12 protein-coding genes are annotated in these 15,325 nt (G+C 65.5%); 5 read left to right on the forward strand and 7 right to left on the reverse strand.

What is annotated here, in order from left to right; translation table 11 throughout:
- Position 1: 1 nt before the first annotated feature.
- The gene (locus NF551_RS05225) at positions 2–1,405 is read left to right on the forward strand and encodes an NAD(P)H-quinone dehydrogenase (RefSeq protein WP_227894972.1); all 1,404 of its coding nucleotides are present in this window, start codon (positions 2–4) and stop codon (positions 1,403–1,405) included.
- Between the two features lie 241 nt (positions 1,406–1,646).
- Positions 1,647–3,047 (forward strand): MFS transporter, encoded by a 1,401-nt coding sequence (locus NF551_RS05230; RefSeq protein ID WP_227894971.1) that lies wholly within the window; start codon positions 1,647–1,649, stop codon positions 3,045–3,047.
- An 86-nt stretch (positions 3,048–3,133) separates the two neighbouring features.
- Here NF551_RS05230 and NF551_RS05235 read toward each other — a convergent pair whose 3' ends face one another.
- From NF551_RS05235 to NF551_RS05265, 7 genes are all read right to left on the reverse strand, one after another.
- Positions 3,134–4,918: an acetyl/propionyl/methylcrotonyl-CoA carboxylase subunit alpha gene (locus tag NF551_RS05235; protein WP_227894968.1), complete on the reverse strand. Its 1,785-nt coding sequence runs from the start codon at positions 4,916–4,918 to the stop codon at positions 3,134–3,136.
- Positions 4,919–5,105: 187 nt separating this feature from the next.
- Positions 5,106–6,068 (reverse strand): endonuclease domain-containing protein, encoded by a 963-nt coding sequence (locus NF551_RS05240; protein WP_227894967.1) that lies wholly within the window; start codon positions 6,066–6,068, stop codon positions 5,106–5,108.
- Between the two features lie 529 nt (positions 6,069–6,597).
- Entirely contained in the window at positions 6,598–7,227 is a 630-nt protein-coding gene (locus NF551_RS05245; RefSeq protein WP_423721409.1) for a Maf family protein, read from the reverse strand.
- Positions 7,228–7,328: 101 nt separating this feature from the next.
- Complete coding sequence (locus NF551_RS05250; RefSeq protein ID WP_227894966.1) at positions 7,329–8,774, reverse strand: dicarboxylate/amino acid:cation symporter; 1,446 nt, start codon at positions 8,772–8,774, stop codon at positions 7,329–7,331.
- Between the two features lie 274 nt (positions 8,775–9,048).
- Complete coding sequence (locus NF551_RS05255; protein ID WP_227894962.1) at positions 9,049–10,767, reverse strand: DUF885 domain-containing protein; 1,719 nt, start codon at positions 10,765–10,767, stop codon at positions 9,049–9,051.
- 18 nt (positions 10,768–10,785) lie between these two features.
- Positions 10,786–11,037, reverse strand: a complete 252-nt coding sequence (locus tag NF551_RS05260) for an acyl-CoA carboxylase subunit epsilon (protein ID WP_227894960.1) — start codon at positions 11,035–11,037, stop codon at positions 10,786–10,788.
- Positions 11,034–12,629 (reverse strand): acyl-CoA carboxylase subunit beta, encoded by a 1,596-nt coding sequence (locus tag NF551_RS05265; RefSeq protein WP_227894955.1) that lies wholly within the window; start codon positions 12,627–12,629, stop codon positions 11,034–11,036. The genes NF551_RS05260 and NF551_RS05265 overlap by 4 nt, the downstream gene beginning before the upstream one ends.
- 279 nt (positions 12,630–12,908) lie before the next feature.
- Here NF551_RS05265 and NF551_RS05270 point away from each other — a divergent pair, with 279 nt between their 5' ends.
- The 3 genes from NF551_RS05270 (at position 12,909) to NF551_RS05280 (ending at position 15,316) form a co-directional block, all read left to right on the forward strand.
- The gene (locus tag NF551_RS05270; protein WP_227894953.1) at positions 12,909–13,760 is read left to right on the forward strand and encodes an SDR family oxidoreductase; all 852 of its coding nucleotides are present in this window, start codon (positions 12,909–12,911) and stop codon (positions 13,758–13,760) included.
- 79 nt (positions 13,761–13,839) lie between these two features.
- Positions 13,840–14,724 (forward strand): biotin--[acetyl-CoA-carboxylase] ligase, encoded by an 885-nt coding sequence (locus NF551_RS05275; protein WP_227894950.1) that lies wholly within the window; start codon positions 13,840–13,842, stop codon positions 14,722–14,724.
- A gap of 31 nt (positions 14,725–14,755) precedes the next feature.
- Entirely contained in the window at positions 14,756–15,316 is a 561-nt protein-coding gene (locus NF551_RS05280; RefSeq protein ID WP_227894948.1) for a PH domain-containing protein, read from the forward strand.
- Positions 15,317–15,325 lie beyond the last annotated feature (9 nt).

Here is a 15,325-nt window from a genome sequence, read left to right on the forward strand (position 1 = left end):
TGTGACGAGCCAACTAGATTTCACTGCCCGAAAAATTGCGATCCTCGGCGGCGGCCCCGGCGGCTACGAGGCAGCCATGGTGGCAGCGTCACTTGGCGCAGACGTAACCATTGTGGAGCGCAACGGGCTGGGCGGCTCCGCCGTCCTCACCGACGTCGTGCCTTCCAAGACCCTCATTGCCACCGCGGACGTGATGACCCGTTTCAGCTCCGCCTCCAATCTCGGCGTCGACTTTGGCAACGCTGCCAAGCCGGCCGAAGCGGACCTGAAGATGGTCAACCACCGCCTGCTGGCCTTGGCCAAGGAACAGTCCAACGACATCCGGCGGACGCTGGAACGCATGGGCGTGAAGGTGATTCTGGGTGAGGGCAGGCTGCTCGACAACCGCCGGATCGAGGTCGCCACGGATGAAGGCACCACCACGGTGGAAGCCGAAGCCCTCCTGATCTCAACGGGCGCCAACCCCCGCGAACTGGACACGTCCATGCCGGACGGCGAGCGGATCTTCACCTGGAAGCAGATCTACAACCTGACAGAGGTTCCCGAGCACCTGATCGTCATCGGGTCCGGCGTGACGGGCGCTGAGTTCGCGTCCGCCTACAACGGGCTCGGCGCACGCGTCACCCTCATCTCCAGCCGTGACCGCGTGCTGCCCGGCGAAGACGCTGACGCTGCCCGCGTCCTGGAGGACGTCTTCCAGGCCCGCGGCATGACCGTGCTCTCCCGTTCCCGTGCCGATTCGGTGAAGAACACCGGTGACGGGGTGCGGGTCACGCTCTCCGACGGGCGCACGGTTGAGGGCTCCCATTGCCTCGTCGCCGTCGGCGCTATTCCCAACACGCAGGGCATCGGCCTCGAGGAGGCAGGAGTCGCCCTGGATGAGCAGGGACAGATCAAGGTCGACGGCGTCTCCCGGACCACCGCGTCGAACGTCTACGCTGCCGGTGACTGCACGGGTGTCTTCAACCTGGCCTCGGTCGCTGCGATGCAGGGACGCATTGCGATCGCCCACCTGATGGGGGACAGCGTGAAGCCGCTGAAGCTCAAGCACGTCGCCTCGAACATCTTCACCTCCCCGGAGATCGCGTCAGTGGGTGTGTCCGAAGCGGACATTGCCGCCGGACGGTACCAGGGCGACGTCATCAAGCTCTCGCTGCACACCAACGCGCGGGCGAAGATGATGGATGTCAAGGAAGGGTTCGTGAAGATCATTGCCCGGAAGGGCTCCGGAACAGTGATCGGCGGCGTCGTCGTCGGTCCCCGTGCCTCCGAACTGATCTTCCCGATTGCGCTGGCGGTCACGCAGAAACTGCACGTCGACGACGTCGCCAACACCTTCACGGTCTACCCGTCGCTGACCGGCTCCATCTCCGAGGCAGCACGGCGCCTGCACGTGCACATCTAACTCCCGCCACGAAACGAGACAGCAGAAACTGCCCGTATCAGCCTTGATACGGGCAGTTTCTGCTATCTCGGTGGGATGGGTTTGCCCGCCTCCGGACCGATCCACGTTCCAGGAGCGGCCTTTTTTGCGCGGAAATTCAAGGTTTGTCCAACGTTACGTCCACATTGTGGACAAATGTCCGAATGGCGGACGCCGGGTTTTAGGATGATCGTACTTTCCAACCGCACCCGAAAGACTTGCCATGTCAACAAACACTTCCAGCGCCGAAGCTGAAAAGGCACCGGCCAACTCCCGCGGACGCGTGATCGTAGCGTCCCTGGTTGGCACTTCCATCGAGTTCTACGACTTCTATGTCTATGCGACCGCCGCAGTCCTCGTCTTCCCCGTCCTCTTCTTCCCGAATGCCGAGGGCGTCACCGCACTGCTGTCCTCCTTCGCCGTCTTCGGCGTCGCCTTCATCGCCCGTCCCCTTGGATCGATCGTGTTTGGGCACTTCGGCGACAAGGTGGGCCGCAAGGGAACCCTGGTTGCGTCCCTGCTGACCATGGGCATCGCAACCTTCCTTATCGGCTGCCTGCCGACCGCGAACATGGACGGCTGGACCTTCTGGGCCCCGGCCCTGCTGGTCGTCATGCGCTTTGCCCAGGGCCTGGCCCTCGGCGGCGAATGGTCCGGTGCGGCCCTGCTGGCCACCGAGAACGCCCCCGCGAACAAGCGCGCCATCTACGGCACGTTCCCGCAGCTCGGCGCTCCGATCGGCTTCATCCTGGCCAACGGCCTGTTCCTGATCCTGAGCTTCAACCTGGCTGAAGAGCAGTTCATGTCCTGGGGCTGGCGCATTCCGTTCCTCGCCAGCGCCGTGATGGTCATCATTGGCCTCTACGTCCGCCTGAAGCTGGTCGAAACCCCCGCCTTCCAGAAGGTTGTCGATTCCGGTGAAGTGAGCAAGCTGCCGCTGGCCGCTGCGTTCAAGTTCTCCTGGCGCCCGATGATCGCCGGCACCTTCATCATGCTGGCCACCTATGTGCTCTTCTACCTGATGACCACCTTCACCCTCTCCTACGGCACCGCTGCCAAGTCGGAGGAAGAAGCTGCCGCCAAGGCGGAAGCATCCGGGAAGGCCTTCGACCCGGATACATTCGCGGCAGGCCTCGGCTACGCCCGCAACGACTTCCTGATCATGCTGATCGTCGGCGTCGTCTTCTTCGGCATCTTCACCATGGTGGCCGGCCCGCTGGCCGAAAAGTACGGACGCCGCAAGACCCTGCTCTGGGTCACGGCAGCAATCTTCGTCTTCGGCTTCACGTTCGACCCGCTGTTCGGCGGCGGCTTCGTTGGCACCATGGCGCTGCTGATCATCGGCTTCACTCTGATGGGCCTGACCTTCGGGCCGATGGGCGCCGTACTGCCGGAGCTGTTCCCGACCAATGTCCGCTACACCGGTTCAGCCATCGCCTACAACGTTTCCTCGATCCTCGGTGCAGCTGTTGCCCCGTTCATCGCAGTGGCGCTGTGGCAGGCCGCTGACGGCAGCCCGTGGCTGGTGGGAATCTACCTCTCATCGATGGCCATCCTGACGTTCATCGCGCTGTGGGTTACCCGCGAAACCAAGGACGTGGACTACGTAAACCACTCCAGCTAGGTCTTACTGCTGGTAAGCAAAAGGCCCGGATCCATGTGGATCCGGGCCTTTTGCGTTCTTGCGGGTGTGCTGTTCTAAACGCCGTCCTAGTCCACGATGGCAGCGATGACAGCACCCGCTGAGACGGTGGCTCCCGGCAGTGCCGTGAGACCGGTGACGGTGCCGGCCTTGTGGGCGGTGAGCGGCTGCTCCATCTTCATGGCTTCCAGCACCACCACCAGGTCCCCTTCCGCGACGACGGTCCCGTCTTGGACGGCGACCTTCACAATGGTTCCCTGCATGGGGGACGTCAGCTCATTGCCCGTTGCCGCCGCGGATGACGTCCGGGCGCGGCCTTTGCGCTGCTTGCCGTTGACCGGGGCAGCGCTGCGTCCGTTCGACGGCGCCAGGCCGGCCGGCAGCACGACCTCAAGCCGTTTGCCGCCCACCTCCACGGTGTGGCGCTGGCGTGCGCCGTCGTCGTCGTTCCCGTTGGCCGGTTCCCCGGACCAGGGCTCAATGGTGTTGTTGAACTCAGTCTCGATCCAGCGGGTGTGAACACTGAACGGACCCTGCTCCGGTGCGAACGCGGGATCGGCGACGACGGCGGCGTGGAACGGCAGCACAGTCGGCAGGCCGGTGATTTCCATTTCCTTCAGGGCACGGCGCGCACGCTGGAGGGCCTGGGTGCGGGTGGCTCCGGTGACGATCAGCTTGGCAAGCATCGAATCGAAGTTCCCGCCCACCGTCTCGCCGGCTTCGATGCCGGAATCGACCCGCACGCCGGGGCCCGTGGGCAGGCGCAGGGTTTCCACTGTGCCGGGGGAGGGCATGAAGCCGCGCCCGGCGTCTTCGCCGTTGATGCGGAATTCGATGGAGTGGCCCCGGATTTCGGGGTCGGAGTAGCCCAGTTCTTCACCGCGGGCGATGCGGAACTGCTCGCGCACCAAGTCGATGCCGGTCACTTCCTCGGAGACCGGATGCTCAACCTGGAGACGGGTGTTGACCTCGAGGAAGGAAATGGTGCCGTCGGTGCCCACGAGGAATTCGCAGGTACCGGCACCCTGGTACCCGGCTTCGCGCAGCAGGGCCTTGGAAGAGTCGTACAGGGCGCGGACCTGGTCCTCGGTGAGGAAGGGGGCCGGGGCTTCTTCCACCAGCTTCTGGTTGCGGCGCTGCAGGGAGCAGTCGCGGGTCGAAACGACGACGACGTTGCCGTGCGCGTCGGCCAGGCACTGTGTCTCGACGTGGCGCGGGGCATCGAGGAAGCGTTCGATGAAGCACTCGCCGCGGCCGAAGGCAGCAGTGGCTTCGCGGACGGCGGAGTCGTACAGTTCGGGGATCTCTTCCAGGGTGCGGGCCACTTTGATGCCGCGTCCGCCGCCGCCGAAGGCCGCCTTGATAGCCACGGGCAGGCCGTACTCCTGCGCGAAGGCAAGGACTTCGTCCGCGCTGGATACGGGATCCGGCGTTCCCGGAACCAGGGGAGCGCCGACCTTAGCTGCAAGATGCCGGGCCTGGACCTTGTCTCCGAGCTGGTCGATGGCTTCGGGGGAAGGCCCGATCCAGGTCAGTCCGGCGTCGATGACCCGGCGGGCGAACGCGGCATTCTCAGACAGGAAGCCGTAGCCCGGGTGGATGGCGTCCGCCCCGGCGCGGACAGCCGCGGCCAGGATCTTGTCCATGTCCAGGTAGGACTCTGCGGCAGTGCTGCCGCCCAGGGCGTACGCCTCATCGGCAAGGCGGACGTGCAAAGCGTCCAGGTCCGGGTCGGCGTAGACGGCTACAGTCGCGATGCCTTCGTCGCGTGCGGCCCGGATAATCCGGACGGCGATCTCTCCGCGGTTGGCAATCAGGACCTTCCCCAGCGGGGCGGCGGTGTTCTGGCTCATGAAATGCACTGGCTCCTTTGATCTGTTCGGAGCCTAGCGCGATTTTGTCGTGTCCCGCCATAAACCGTGCTGTTTCTGCGTGGGGCGGCGGGTTTAGTTGTGGGGACCCTACAACGAGGTCTTCCGCTGGGTGGTTCGGAAGGATGGTTCAGCGGGACGCCGAGTGGACGCGAACGGGACGTCCGCCTCACAAGACACCTTGCTCGCGGACCCATCCTCCAAGGCGCAGGCCCCGGGCGACTATTGGCGCCACCCACGCGGAGCCGCGGCGCATATCCACTGCCGAGACCTTGACCTGATGCCATCCGAGCTCACTGACGAGCAGGTCACGGTTGTGGTCCTTCATCTGCTGCTTTGGGGTCAGGTGATGCGCGCCGTCATACTCCACGCAGGTGCGGAATTCCGGACAGCCCAGATCAGTCCACAGGACAGGCCTCCCGGCCGCGTCCAGCAGCGGCATGTTCGGACGGAACTCCGGCAGTCCGGCGTCGTGCAGCATGAGCCGGAGGTATGTCTCGGGCGGGGAGTCCACGCCAACGCGCACCAGATCAAGGGCTCGACGGGCAGTTCGTATGCCCGGAATCCACCTCAGGCCGTTGACGTAGCTGCGCAGTTCCTCCAGACCCAGAACGGCATGACGGACCTGGCCATAGCTGCGTCCATGCTCTGAGACGAGCCAGTCGCCGGCTGCGGTGAGATCGGGCAGATCCAGGATCCGGGCGAGGTCGGCAAAGGTGCGCGCTTCAGACGTGAGCCGGAGCCCCGGCGCGGGTTGGACGACGTCGAAGTCCTCCAGGCGTGACCGGTGGCTGCGGATGTGCCTGCGGGTGGTACTCGCGGCGTTCGGAGGGCGGGTGAGATGCAGGAATGATTCGTTCCGGTACGACGGCGGCAGCGGGATGCCGTGGAGCCTCGCCGCAGTCGTGTGGCTGAGGACGGCGTCGGGGAAAAGCTCAAGATAGGGTCGGCAGCTTGCAGCCAGCTCAGCAGGCGTCCCCGTGGTCTTCGTGTTCTTCGGTACCCGGATTCCACGACTGGGAATGCGCAGATCTGAGCCGCGCAGCCGTCCGGGTGTGACACCAAGGCTCAGTGCCTGCTCAACCAGAAAGGGATCAGACAGTGGATGTGGAAGGGGCCGGGGTGTGCGCATTGCCCGTTTCTACCCTGTACGTGCATCTCCTGCTTGAGTTATCCACAGTCGCGGCGTTCTGCGGCGTTCTGCGGCAACCCGGCAGCGTCCTGCCGCCCGGAGCGCTGTGTGTCGAAAGGGGTCGCTGGGCCTGGTGTCGAGGTACATGAAGCTCCCGTACCCTGTGGCCCTGTCCGCCCATCCTTTGCTGCAATAACGCAGGTTTGAGGGCTCCCCGGGATCTGTTGCTGCACTAACGTCGCTTTCGCGTGCTCTGAGCGACGGCAGTGCAGCAACGGATGAGTCGAGGGCAGGCTAAGCAGCCGCAGTGCAGCAGAAGACTCGTGGAGCAGGGGCTAAGCGGCTGTAGTGCACCAATAGATGACGGAATGCCTTCTGGCGCGGAACCCCTGGCGTCGGCGAAAAGGACGTTATCTCCCCGAAGGTTGGCAGGAGAAGGCGCTAAGCGACGTTATCTCCCCGAAAGTTGCGGGGAGGGGGCGCCGCCGGGCAACGGCCCCCGGCGCAAGGCACCAACCGCCACCAAGGGCTACTTCCAGAGCGACGTCACGCCGACGCCGGCGCTGGCCAGCAGGTGGCGCAGCGTGGACACGGACAGACCGACGACGGCATGCGGATCGCCGACGACCTTCTCGATGAACGCCCCGCCCAGGGAATCGATGGTGAAGGACCCCGCCACGGCAAGCGGCTCTCCGGTGGCAATGTAGGCCTCGATCTCGTCGTCGAGGAGCTTCGCAAAGTGCACCTCGGCCGAGCTGACCGCGCCGAGGGTCGCTCCGGAGCCGTCCTCGTCGGTGTCGCGGCAGTCCACCAGCCAGTGGCCCGTGTGGAGCACACCGACGTTCCCGCTCATCCGCCGGATGCGTTCGCGGGCAATCTCCGGTTCCCAGGGCTTTCCGTGGGCTTCGCCGTCGAACTCGAACACGGAGTCGCAGCCGAGGACAAGGGCGCCGTCGGCCTCAGGGAGGGAAGCGACAGCTTCAGCCTTGGCCCGGGCCAGCAGCAGTGCCGTGTCATGGGGATCGGTCAGCCCGTAGCGGGCCGTGACAGCGTCTTCATCGACATCGGACACGAGCACGCGGTGGGCGATGCCGGCATTGTCCAGGAGCTTGGTGCGGGCAGGGGAGGCGGAAGCAAGGATTAGCGTCAGGTCAGTCACGCATCCCAGCCTAATGTGCCGGGCTGGCAGGCACCGAAAAAAGGAATGGCCGCTCCGGCGTCGGAGCGGCCATTCCCAAAGGAAGTGCGAGTACCTGAACCTTACCTGCTGGCAGCCGCAGCGCCAGCACCTGATGTTGCAGGTGTATGTTCCTGTGCCGAAAGTTCAGCTTCTTCGGGATCGATTGCAGCTGAATCGTCAGCGAACGGGTCGCCGTTGCGCTTGGCGTTGTACAGCTCCGGCTGCAGCAGGCCGTTGCGCTTGGCCACGATGGTGGGCACGACCGTCTGGCCGGCCACGTTCACCGCGGTGCGTCCCATGTCCAGGATGGGGTCGACGGCGAGCAGCAGCGCCACGCCTTCCAGCGGCAGTCCCAGCGTGGACAGGGTCAGGGTCAGCATCACGACGGCGCCGGTGGTTCCGGCGGTTGCCGCGGAGCCCAGCACGGCGACGACAACGATGAGCAGGTACTGCCCGATGCTGAGGTCAATGCCGAAGAACTGGGCCACGAAGATAGCCGAGATCGCAGGGTAGATCGCGGCGCAGCCGTCCATCTTCGTCGTGGCGCCCAGCGGCACGGCGAAGGAAGCGTAGGCCCGGGGAACACCGAGGTTCCGCTCAGTGACGCGCTGGGTCAGCGGCAGCGTCCCCACGGAGGAACGGGACACAAAGGCAAGCTGGATGGCCGGCCAGGCTCCGGAGAACCACTGGCGGACGGAGAGTCCGTGCGCCTTGATCAGCCCCGGGTAGACCACGAACAGGACGATCGCCAGACCCACGTAGATGGCCAGCGTGAAGGTGCCCAGTGAACCGATGGTGTCCCAGCCGTAGGTGGCCACGGCACGGCCGATCAGGCCAACGGTGCCCAGCGGGGCCAGCCGGATGATCCACCACAGGACCTTCTGGATGACGGCCAGGGCGGAGGCGTTCAGGGCCAGGAACGGTGCGGCGGGCTTGCCGACCTTCAGGGCGGCAATGCCGACGGCGATCGCGATCACGAGGACCTGCAGCACGTTGAAGTTCAGGGAGGTGGTGAGGGTTTCTGTGGTGGAGGCGGTCAGGCCCAGGAAGTTGCCCGGGATGAGGCCGGTGAGGAACCCGATCCAGCTGCCGGTGCCGCCGTCGTATCCGTCCGGCGCGGTGGCGTCAGCGTTGGCACCGGGCTGCATCAGCACACCCAGGGCAATGCCGATCGCCACGGCGATCAGGGCGGTGATGGCGAACCACAGCAGGGTCTGCCATGCCAGGCGCGCAGCGTTGGAAACCTCGCGGAGGTTTGCAATCGAGCTGACGACGGCGGTGAAGATCAGCGGGACGACGGCTGCCTTCAGCAGTGAGACGTAGCTCGAGCCGATGGTCGAAAGCGTGGTGGTGAGCCAGTTGGGCTCACCGTCGACGGCGCCCATGTTCTTGGCCAGCAGGCCCAGGCCGAGGCCGACCAGCAGGGCTGCGATGATCTGCGGGCCAAACGATGTGGCCCAGCGCGGAAGCCTGCGCCGGGTCTCGGCTGCGGCGGGGGACTGTGGGGAGGTCTGTGGTGATGTCACCGTTCGATGCTAGACGGCATCTATTACCAGAGCGTTTTCGGTATTGCGAAATGTTACGCATCAGCGGACGCCGGGGCCTTGGGATTGCTGGGTGGACAAGCGTTCTGTGGCGCCGGGCCGCGGAACAGAATTCCTATTCCCGCGCGCACTGTGACGATTGTCCCATCCGGGAGGGTGGGTGCAGGCAGCAAAAACGCCCGGCCGGAGTGCCCGGCCGGGCGTCAGAGTCCACGCTGGTTATCCAGAATGCAGGCTAGTTATCCAGCAGGGCAGGCTAGTTATCCAGCAGGGCGCGGCGCAGCGTGTCCAGGCCGACCGAGCCCAGGCTCAGTGCGCGCGTGTGGAAGGCCTTTGCATCGAAGGAGTCGCCCTCGCGGCTGCGGACTTCGTCGCGGATCTGCTCCCAGAGCCGCTGGCCCAGCTTGTACGCCGGTGCCTGTCCCGGCCAGCCCAGGTAGCGCGTGAACTCGAAGTTCAGCTGCCCTTCCGAGATTGCAATGTTCTGCTTCAGGAAGTCGTAGCCCTTCTCCGGGGTCCAGGTGCCCGAACCCCAGCGCTCGGGGACCTCCAGTTCCAGGTGGACGCCGATGTCGAAGACGACGCGGGCTGCGCGCATGCGCTGCGCGTCCAGCATGCCCATCCGGTCTCCGGGATCGTTCAGGTAGCCGAGTTCCTCCATGAGGCGCTCGGCGTACAGTGCCCAGCCCTCGCCGTGGCCGGAGACCCAGCAGACGTTGCGGCGCCAGCTGTTCAAGGTGTCCCGGGCAGCGGTTGCGGTGGCAATCTGCAGGTGGTGGCCCGGAACGCCCTCGTGGTAGACCGTGGTGGTTTCCTTCCACGTGGTGAAGGTGTCTTCGCCTTCCGGTACGGACCACCACATGCGGCCGGGCCGGGAGAAGTCCTCGCTCGGACCCGTGTAGTAGATGCCGCCCTCATTGGTGGGGGCGATCATGCACTCGAGCTTGCGCATGGGACCGGTGATCTCGAAGTGGCTCTGCGACAGTTCCTCGACGGCCCGGTCGGAGAGTTCCTGCATCCAGGCCTGCAGTTCACGCGTGCCGTGCAGCTGGCGCTGGGGATCGGCGTCGAGCAGGTCCATTGCTTCGCGGACTGAAGCGCCTTCCTTGATCTGGTTGGCCACCTCTTCCTGTTCAGCGATGATGCGGTCCAGTTCCGCGACGCCCCAGGCGTAGGTCTCCTCCAGGTCGACGGCCGAGCCGAGGAACTGGCGGGAGAACAGCGCGTAGCGCTCAGCGCCGACGGCGTCCTTCTCCGGAGCCTGCGGGAGCAGCTCTCCGCCGAGGAAGTCAACGAGCGAGCGGTAGGCGGCACGGGCGCCGTCGGCGTTCCGGCGCAGCGAGGCCTTGAGTGCGTCGGGCAGTTCCGAGCCGTCCGGCAGCGATGCGTCGGCCGCGAACGAATCGAAGAATCCGCCTTCTTCGGCATACTTGCCGGCCTGCTCCATCACGATCGAGACCTGGCGGCGGGCGGCGACCAGGCCGCGCTCGGCCCCGCTGCGCAGGGAAACGATGTACCCGGCGACGGCGTCGGGAAGGTTGTGCAGGCGGCCGGAGATGTGCTCCCAGGCCTCGACGGTGTCGGTGGGCATCAGGTCGAAGACCGCGCGGATGTCCTGTGCCGGGGAAGCGATGTTGTTCAGGTCGGCCAGGTCCCAGCCGGATTCATGGATCTCCAGGGCGAGGCCCAGCCGCTCACGCATGGCGTCAAGGGTGACGGCATCAACGTCGTCAACGGGCTGCAGGTCCTCAAGCCGCTCAAGGGTTTCGCTGATTGCTTCGGCGGTGGATACGAGTCCTGCCGGCGAGTAGTCCGCGTATTCGGTCTCGTGCCCGGGGATGCCGAGCGAAGTGGCGAAGGACGGGTCCAGCCGCAGCAGGTTCTCGGTGAAAGCTTCGGCGACGGCGTCGATTGCAGTTGGCGTGCGCGAACCGGCGTTGGACAGGGAATCTGATGAAGTTGTCTGTTCAGTCACATGCCCGAGCCTAACGTGTCAGCGGTAGGTGCGCCGCCACGAGCCCGGCCCCGGAGCAGGCGTCAGGCTCAGCTGGCGGCGCCTTGTCCACGCCCTGCGGGTCGTTGCCGGATCGCGCAGCACAGGCGCCGCGGAGTCCGGTGCACCCGCGCCCAGTCCCAGCACGACGGCGGTCAGTGCCGCCAGTTCCTCGTCCGTGGGACTGCCTGTGAGAACCTGCAGCAGCGGCTGGATTGCCGGTTCGAAGTCCGGTTCACCGACGATGCTCACAGCGGGATGTTCCCGTGCTTCTTGTGCGGCAGCGAGGCACGCTTTTCGCGCAGCACGCGCAGCCCGCGGATCAGCTGGAGCCGGGTTTCCGACGGTGCGATCACGGCATCCACATACCCAAGCTCGGCCGACTGGTAGGGATTCAGCAGTTCTTCTTCGTAGGCGTTGATGTAGCCCTGACGGACTTCATCGACGTCGCGCCCGTCCGCTGCGGCGGCGGCCAGCTGGCTGCGGTAGAGGATATTCACCGCACCCTGCGCGCCCATGACGCCGATCTGCGCGGTGGGCCAAGCCAGGTTCAGGTCTGCGCCGAGCTTTTTGGAGCCCATGACGATGTAGGCGCCGCCGTAGGCCTTGCGGGTGATGACGGTGAGCTTGGGAACGGTGGCTTCGGCGTAGGCATAGAGCAGCTTGGCGCCGCGGCGGATGATTCCGTTGAACTCCTGGTCCTTGCCCGGAAGGAAGCCGGGAACATCCACGAAGGTCAGGATGGGAATGTTGAAGGCATCGCAGTGGCGCACGAACCTGGCCGCCTTTTCCGAGGCTGCTATGTCCAGGGTGCCGGCGAACTGCAGCGGCTGGTTGGCGACGACGCCGACCGTGTGCCCTTCGAGCCGGCCGTAGCCGATGATGACGTTCGGTGCGTACAGGGACTGCATCTCCAGGAAATGGCCATCGTCCACGACCTGCTCGATCACGGTGCGGATGTCGTAGGGCTGGTTGGCGGAATCGGGAATCAGCTCGTCCAGGGCCAGGTCCCCGTCGTTAATCTCCTCGTCCTGCGCAAACGGCGTCAGGGGTGCCTCGGCGAGATTGTTGCTGGGCAGGAAGTCCAGCAGCTCGCGGACAAAGTCGATCGCATCCTCTTCGTCCGATGCCAGGTACGTCGAGGTGCCGGTGGTGGCATTGTGCTGCCGGGCGCCGCCGAGCGTTTCCATGTCCACGTCCTCACCCGTGACCGCTTTGATGACGTCCGGTCCGGTGATGAACATGTGGGACGTCTTGTCCACCATCACCACGAAGTCGGTCAGGGCGGGGGAGTACGCCGCTCCGCCGGCGGACGGGCCCATGATCAGGGAGATCTGGGGTACGACGCCGGAGGCATGGACATTGTTGCGGAAGATATCCGCGAACATCGCCAGGGAGGCAACGCCCTCCTGGATGCGGGCGCCGCCGCCGTCGAGGATGCCGATGACCGGGCAGCCGTTGCGCAGGGCAAACTCCTGGACCTTGACGATCTTTTCGCCGTTGACCTGGCTCAGCGATCCGCCGTACACCGCGAAGTCCTGGCTGTAGACCGCCACTGGGCGTCCGTCCACGGTGCCGTAGCCGGATACCAGTCCGTCACCCACCGGCTTCTTCTTCTCCATGCCGAACGCGGTGGAGCGGTGCACTGCCAGCGCATCGAATTCCACGAAGGAACCTTCGTCCAGGAGCAGGTCGATGCGCTCGCGGGCAGTGTGCTTGCCGCGGGCATGCTGTTTTTCGACCGCGGCTGCTCCCGAGGGCATTTCGGCCTGGGCCTGGCGGCGCCGGAAGTCGGCGATTTTCCCGGCGGTTGTCTGCAGATCGATGTCCTGGTCGATGCTCATTTACTCTCCGGTGCTGGATTCTGACGGATGGCGGGCGGATCGCCACCCCAACGCCCTGCGCAGCTGCTTCAGTAGGTTTCTTACAAGGGTGCGGGCGATTCACCCAGTCTAGTGAGCGCCAACACGCCCTGCGGGTGTAGGAAACCTACAATTTGTGTCCCTGTGCCTTGGCTGGCTGAAGAGCCAGCCTCCAGTCGACGTCGAGGGGCGGCCGTCTTCGGAGGCGGCGGATGTTACTGGTCAGTAACATTTTTCGCGCGGGTGCATTACCCTGTCCGTATGACCTCCACCACAGCATCTTCTTCTCCGCGTTCGCTGGCCGGACGCACCATCCTCATGTCCGGCGGCAGCCGGGGGATCGGCCTGGCCATCGCCCTTCGGGCCGCTGCCGACGGTGCCAACATTGCGATGCTCGCCAAGACCGCGCAGCCGCACCCCAAGCTGGAAGGCACCGTCTACACCGCGGCCGAGCAGCTGGAAGCCGCCGGCGGCAAGGCGCTGCCGATCATTGGTGACGTGCGCCGCGACGAAGACGTTGAGAATGCCGTCGCCGCCACAATGGAACAGTTCGGCGGAATCGACATTGTGCTGAACAACGCCTCCGCTATCGACCTGCGCAAGACGGACGACGTGAGCATGAAGAGCTATGACCTGATGCAGGACATCAATGCCCGCGGCACGTTCCTGCTCTCCAAGACGGCCCTGCCGGCGCTGCGGGACTCGGACAACGCCCACATCCTGACACTGTCCCCGCCGCTGAACCTGGACCCCAAATGGGCCGGCAGCTACCTCGCGTACACCATGGCCAAGTACGGCATGTCCCTGACCACCCTTGGCCTGTCGGAGGAGCTGAAGGAAGACGGAATCGGCGTCAACTCCCTGTGGCCGTGCACCTCGATCGACACCGCTGCCATCCGCAATATGCCCGGCGGCTCGGAACTGGCACGCGTGTCCCGCAGTGCGGACATCATGGCCGACGCCGCGCACGCCATCCTCACGCGCCCCGGGCGCGTTGCCACCGGCAACTTCTACACGGACGAGCAGGTCCTGCGCGAGGAAGGCATCACGGACTTCACCAAGTACAGCCTCGGCGCACCTGAGGACAAGCTGATGGCCGACTTCTTCCTCTAGGACAGGTGCGCGGCAGGGAAGGGCCGGGCACGGCAGGCGTCGCCCCGGGATGGGGGAGGGGGCGCGTAATATCGGAAACATGGATCTGCGCTACTCCAGCATGGAGCGACCACCGTTGGAGCCGGAGCGGCTGCGGGCCAGCCTTGTGGGCCCCGCAGGCCCGCTGTCCCGGCTCGATGTCGTGCAGGAAACAGGCTCAACCAACACCGATCTTGCTGACAGTGCGCGGTTATCGCCGCGTGAATATCCGGACTTTTCCGTCCTGACCGCCGAGCTGCAAACCGCCGGCCGGGGCCGCCTGGGCCGCGTGTGGCAGGCACCGGAACGCTCTTCGCTGTTTGTAAGCGTGCTGCTGCGCCCTGTTAATGCACAGGGGCGGCCGTTGCCGACCCAGTCCTACGGGTGGCTCTCCCTGCTGGCAGCACTGTCGCTGTCCAAGGCTGTGGGTGGCCGGACGGGAGTGGAACCGCGGCTGAAATGGCCCAACGACGTCATGGTCGACGGGCGCAAGCTGGCCGGTGTCCTGGCACAGCTGGTGCCGGACAGCACAGGCAACCCTCCTGCCGTAGTGGTGGGGGTGGGACTCAACGTTTCCCTCACTGACGAAGACCAGCCGGTCAGCACGGGCACCAGCCTGCTGATGGAGTACGCGTCCACCACGGACAGAAACATCCTGCTGGAGGACTTCCTGCTGCGGTTCAACCTGGACTACCGGGCGTTCTGCGCCGTCGATGGGAATGCCTCGGTGCCCTGGTCCGTTGGCGGATGCCTGCTGGACAACGTCGCCGGGCGGATGGCGACCCTGGGGCAGGAAGTCCGTGCGCACCTGCCCGGAGGAGCGGAGCTGACGGGCCGCGCCGCCGGCCTCGACGCGCATGGCGCGCTCCTGATCATCGATGGCGACGGCGTACGGCAGACAGTCACCGCTGCCGACGTCGTGCACCTGAGGCCCGCAGGCGCATGAGCGGCGCGCACACCATCGGATTCCGGTGCGGATGAGGCTGGAGCCGGGGGAGCAGGTCATTGTTTCAGCGCGCCCCCATGCCGGGCCGCTGGTCAAGCAGGTCCTGCTCGCCGTTCTGGCATGTGCGGCAGGCGGGTTCGCCCTGGGGTTCCTGGGCCGTGACACCGTTCCGGCTGCGCTTGCCGACTGGACGCCCGTGCTGGCTCCCGCCGTCGCCGTGCTGGTGGTCCTGGTCCTGGTCCGTTTCTGCCTGCCGGCCGTGCTCCGCTGGAACGCCGCCCGCTACGTGCTGACCAACCGGCGCCTGATCCAGCGCCGGGGAGTGCTTCGAAGGCAGGAACACGATCTTCCGCTGGCCTCCGTCTACCAACTGGAAGCACGGCAGGGGATACTGCAGCGGATGCAGCGTTCCGGAACCCTTCGGATCGATCTGGGGCGCGGGCGGGTCATCGACTACCCCGCGGTGCCGGAAGTCCACAGATTCAAGTCGATTGTGTTGGCCACCATAGAAGACCTGCCCATGACCGTGATGTTCGATGGTGTAGATATTGAAGGAAGCATGGGTTACGACGAATGGAGCGGCAATGAGTGATCAGGGCCA

Source organism: Arthrobacter caoxuetaonis, assembly GCF_023921125.1.
In the GTDB taxonomy this organism is placed as follows: domain Bacteria; phylum Actinomycetota; class Actinomycetes; order Actinomycetales; family Micrococcaceae; genus Arthrobacter_B; species Arthrobacter_B caoxuetaonis.

Bases quoted from the DNA above. Each gene is read 5' to 3' on its own strand.
- NF551_RS05230 (WP_227894971.1), top strand. From the start codon at position 1,647: ATGTCAACAAACACTTCCAGCGCCGAAGCTGAAAAGGCACCGGCCAAC.
- NF551_RS05235 (WP_227894968.1), bottom strand. From the start codon at position 4,918: ATGAGCCAGAACACCGCCGCCCCGCTGGGGAAGGTCCTGATTGCCAAC.
- NF551_RS05240 (WP_227894967.1), bottom strand. From the start codon at position 6,068: ATGCGCACACCCCGGCCCCTTCCACATCCACTGTCTGATCCCTTTCTG.
- NF551_RS05265 (WP_227894955.1), bottom strand. From the start codon at position 12,629: ATGAGCATCGACCAGGACATCGATCTGCAGACAACCGCCGGGAAAATC.
- NF551_RS05270 (WP_227894953.1), top strand. From the start codon at position 12,909: ATGACCTCCACCACAGCATCTTCTTCTCCGCGTTCGCTGGCCGGACGC.
- NF551_RS05275 (WP_227894950.1), top strand. From the start codon at position 13,840: ATGGATCTGCGCTACTCCAGCATGGAGCGACCACCGTTGGAGCCGGAG.
- NF551_RS05280 (WP_227894948.1), top strand. From the start codon at position 14,756: ATGAGGCTGGAGCCGGGGGAGCAGGTCATTGTTTCAGCGCGCCCCCAT.